The following is a 4,580-nucleotide window of genomic DNA, read 5'->3' as shown; positions in this document are numbered from 1 at the left end:
AACGATGGAACTGCTATTGATACTGGTTTTCTTGAATATACTTGAAGTGGGCGGAATACGACATGTAGCGGTGAAATGCATAGAGATGTCGTAGAACACCGATTGCGAAGGCAGCTCACTAAGGTATTATTGACGCTAATGTACGAAAGCGTGGGGAGCGAACAGGATTAGATACCCTGGTAGTCCACGCCGTAAACTATGATTACTCGGTGTCGGCGATATACTGTCGGTGCCTAAGCGAAAGTGATAAGTAATCCACCTGGGGAGTACGATCGCAAGGTTGAAACTCAAAGGAATTGACGGGGGCCCGCACAAGCGGTGGAGCATGTGGTTTAATTCGATGATACGCGAGGAACCTTACCTGGGCTTAAATGCAGAATGACTTTATCGGAAACGATATTTCTCTTCGGAGCAGTCTGCAAGGTGCTGCATGGCCGTCGTCAGCTCGTGCTGTGAGGTGTCGGGTTAAGTCCCATAACGAGCGCAACCCCTATTTTTAGTTGCCAGCGAGTAATGTCGGGGACTCTAGAAAAACTGCCCGTGCAAACGGTGAGGAAGGTGGGGACGACGTCAGGTCATCACGGCCCTTACGTCCAGGGCTACACACGTGCTACAATGGTAGGGACAGAGGGCAGCCACTTGGTGACAAGGAGCTAATCCTAAAACCCTATCTCAGTTCGGATCGAAGTCTGCAACTCGACTTCGTGAAGCTGGAATCGCTAGTAATCGCATATCAGCCACGATGCGGTGAATACGTTCCCGGGCCTTGTACACACCGCCCGTCAAGCCATGGAAGCCGAGGGTGCCTGAAGTCAGTAACCGCAAGGAGCTGCCTAGGGTAAAATTGGTAACTGGGGCTAAGTCGTAACAAGGTAGCCGTACCGGAAGGTGCGGCTGGAACACCTCCTTTTTAGAGAACGCTTAGTTTTCTTATGATAGCAATATCATAAAAGTATTTACTTACTTTATACTTCATATTTCATTNCCGGAAGGTGCGGCTGGAACACCTCCTTTTTAGAGAACGCTTAGTTTTCTTATGATAGCAATATCATAAAAGTATTTACTTACTTTATACTTCATATTTCAAACATTTACAGTCCCGTAGCTCAGTTGGTTAGAGCACTACACTGATAATGTAGGGGTCAGCAGTTCAAATCTGCTCGGGACTACTACAGTAAAGTATTAGGGGGATTAGCTCAGCTGGCTAGAGCGCCTGCCTTGCACGCAGGAGGTCATCGGTTCGACTCCGATATCCTCCACTATTACTAAAGAGCCGTAGTAGATATCTAAAGCGTAATAGAGAGGCGGCAGATAAGAATAAAGACTGTAAATAAAAAACAATTTCCTTGGTAGGATATAATGAGGTTCGATTCCTTCAAAATTGGCAAAGATTGGCTCATGTAAGATTGAGTTAGTTGAAGAGTTCATTGACATGTTGAAAGAAAATATAATAAGTAGAAAATAAGAGTTAATTTTCAAATAAGTAAGAAAATTGATAAGAGCGTATGGCGGATGCCTAGGCTCTCAGAGGCGAAGAAGGACGTGACAAGCTGCGATAAGCTACGATAAGGTGCAAATAACCTATTAGTCGTAGATTTCCGAATGGGGCAACCCAACATACTGAAGGTATGTTACCTAGTAATAGGGGCAAACCCGGGGAACTGAAACATCTAAGTACCCGGAGGAAGAGAAAATAATAATGATTCCGTAAGTAGTGGCGAGCGAACGCGGAAGAGCCCAAACCAATATTGTTTCGGCAATGTTGGGGTTGTAGGACTGTAATATGAGAAATGATTGTATAGTAGAACAAACTGGAAAGTTTGACCGCAGAGGGTGATAGTCCCGTAGACGAAATGCAATTTGGATCTAACAGTATCCTGAGTAGTGCGGAACACGAGAAATTCTGTATGAATCAGCCGGAACCATCCGGTAAGGCTAAATACTCCTGAGAGACCGATAGTGAACTAGTACCGTGAGGGAAAGGTGAAAAGAACCCTGAATAAGGGAGTGAAATAGATCCTGAAACCATACGCTTACAAGCTGTAGGAGCCCTTCTGGGGTGACTGCGTGCCTTTTGCATAATGAGCCTACGAGTTACTCCTCACTAGCGAGGTTAAGATTTTAGAGAATCGGAGCCGAAGCGAAAGCAAGTCTGAATAGGGCGTATAGTTAGTGGGGGTAGACGCGAAACCATGTGATCTACCCATGATCAGGTTGAAGCTCTGGTAACACAGAGTGGAGGACCGAACCAGTTGATGTTGAAAAATCTTTGGATGAATTGTGGGTAGGGGTGAAAGGCCAATCAAACTTGGAAATAGCTCGTACTCCCCGAAATGCATTTAGGTGCAGCGTTGTGGTTGAGTGTTATAGAGGTAGAGCTACTGATTGGGCTAGGGGGCTTCACCGCCTACCAAACCCTGACAAACTCCGAATGCTATAACATATACACAGCAGTGAGGGCATGGGTGCTAAGGTCCGTGTCCGAAAGGGAAACAACCCGGACTATCAGTTAAGGTCCCAAAATCTACACTAAGTTGAAAAAACGTGGTCTGATTGCTTTGACAGCTAGGATGTTGGCTTGGAAGCAGCCATTCATTTAAAGAGTGCGTAACAGCTCACTAGTCGAGCGATCGGGCGTGGATAATAATCGGGCATAAAGTGTAGTACCGAAACTATAGATTTAACGTAAGTTAAGTGGTAGGGGAGCATTCTAGTCAGCGTTGAAGGCGTATCGCGAGGTACTCTGGAGCGTCTAGAAAAGAAAATGTAGGCATAAGTAACGATAAAGCGGGCGAGAAACCCGCTCACCGAAAGACTAAGGTTTCCTGATCAACGCTAATCGGATCAGGGTTAGTCGGGGCCTAAGGCGAACCCGAAAGGGGTAGTCGATGGACAACAGGTTAATATTCCTGTACTAGCAATTATTGCGATGGGGTGACGGAGTAGTGAAAGATCTGCGTACTGACGGAATAGTACGTTGAAGAGTGTAGGTATAGGACTGGTAGGCAAATCCGCCGGTCTTGCTGAACTTGATAGTACCGTGAGTCTTCGGACAAGCGGATAATGATCCTAATCAGACTTCCAAGAAAAACCTCTAAGCTTCAGATAATTGGTACCCGTACCGTAAACCGACACAGGTAGTCGAGGAGAGAATCCTAAGGTGCTCGAGTGATTCATGGTTAAGGAACTCGGCAAAATAGCCTCGTAACTTCGGGAGAAGAGGCGCCCATCTTCGGGTGGGCCGCAGTGAAAAGGTCCAGGCGACTGTTTATCAAAAACACATGGCTTTGCAAAATCGAAAGATGAAGTATAAGGCCTGACACCTGCCCGGTGCTGGAAGGTTAAAAGGAGATGTTATCTTCGGAGAAGCATTGAATTGAAGCCCCAGTAAACGGCGGCCGTAACTATAACGGTCCTAAGGTAGCGAAATTCCTTGTCGGGTAAGTTCCGACCTGCACGAATGGTGTAACGATCTGGACACTGTCTCAACCATGAGCTCGGTGAAATTGTATTCCCGGTGAAGATGCCGGGTACCCGCAATGGGACGAAAAGACCCCGTGAACCTTTACTATAGCTTAACATTGATGTTGGGTAATTCATGTGTAGGATAGGTGGGAGACTACGAAGCGGCGTCGCTAGGCGTTGTGGAGTCGTCCTTGAAATACCACCCTTGAATTGCTTGATGTCTAATCCCGTCTAACGGGAGACAATGTTTGGTGGGTAGTTTGACTGGGGTGGTCGCCTCCTAAAAAGTAACGGAGGCTTCTAAAGGTACCCTCAGCACGCTTGGTAACCGTGCGTAGAGTGCAATAGCATAAGGGTGCTTGACTGTGAGACTGACAAGTCGAGCAGGTACGAAAGTAGAGTATAGTGATCCGGTAGTTCCGTATGGAAGGGCTATCGCTCAAAGGATAAAAGGTACTCCGGGGATAACAGGCTAATCCCTCCCAAGAGCTCACATCGACGGAGGGGTTTGGCACCTCGATGTCGGCTCGTCACATCCTGGGGCTGGAGAAGGTCCCAAGGGTTGGGCTGTTCGCCCATTAAAGTGGCACGCGAGCTGGGTTCAGAACGTCGTGAGACAGTTCGGTCTCTATCTATTGTGGGCGTTGGAAATTTGAGAGGATCTGACTCTAGTACGAGAGGACCGGGTTGGACGAACCTCTGGTGTATCTGTTGTTCCGCCAGGAGCACTGCAGAGTAGCTACGTTCGGATGGGATAAGCGCTGAAAGCATCTAAGCGCGAAGCCCACCTCAAGATGAGATTTCCTTTAAGGGTCGTTGAAGACGACAACGTTGATAGGCTATAGGTGTAAAGGCAGTAATGTCAAAGCCAAGTAGTACTAATTACCCGTAGGTTTTCTACTGAAAGTTTACTCTTATTTTACTTTTTATATTTTCTTTCTATTATGTCTTAAATTTATTGTAGTTCATCAACACCACAAAAGTGAAGGTGAACAAAGATTTTATGGTGATAATTGCGATGAGGATCACCTCTTCCCATTCCGAACAGAGAAGTTAAGCTCATCAGCGCAGATGGTACTGGGTTAACCGGGAGAGTATGTCGTCGCCATTTTTTT

2 tRNA genes and 3 rRNA genes are annotated in these 4,580 nt (G+C 46.6%); all 5 read left to right on the top strand.

Annotation, left to right across the window (positions count from 1 at the left end):
• Window positions 1–910 (top strand): 16S ribosomal RNA (locus GQN54_RS00025); the annotation flags it as partial.
• Between the two features lie 185 nt (window positions 911–1,095).
• Window positions 1,096–1,169: transfer RNA gene (locus tag GQN54_RS00020), tRNA-Ile, on the top strand.
• 16 nt (window positions 1,170–1,185) lie between these two features.
• Window positions 1,186–1,259: transfer RNA gene (locus GQN54_RS00015), tRNA-Ala, on the top strand.
• A 226-nt stretch (window positions 1,260–1,485) separates the two neighbouring features.
• Window positions 1,486–4,367: ribosomal RNA gene (locus GQN54_RS00010) — 23S ribosomal RNA — on the top strand.
• 100 nt (window positions 4,368–4,467) lie between these two features.
• Window positions 4,468–4,576, top strand: a 5S ribosomal RNA gene (gene rrf / locus GQN54_RS00005).
• Window positions 4,577–4,580 lie beyond the last annotated feature (4 nt).

It is taken from the genome of Acidiluteibacter ferrifornacis (assembly GCF_009909615.1).
Taxonomy (GTDB): Bacteria; Bacteroidota; Bacteroidia; order Flavobacteriales_E; family Vicingaceae; genus Acidiluteibacter; species Acidiluteibacter ferrifornacis.
This window is presented reverse-complemented; position numbering and strand designations above follow the sequence as displayed.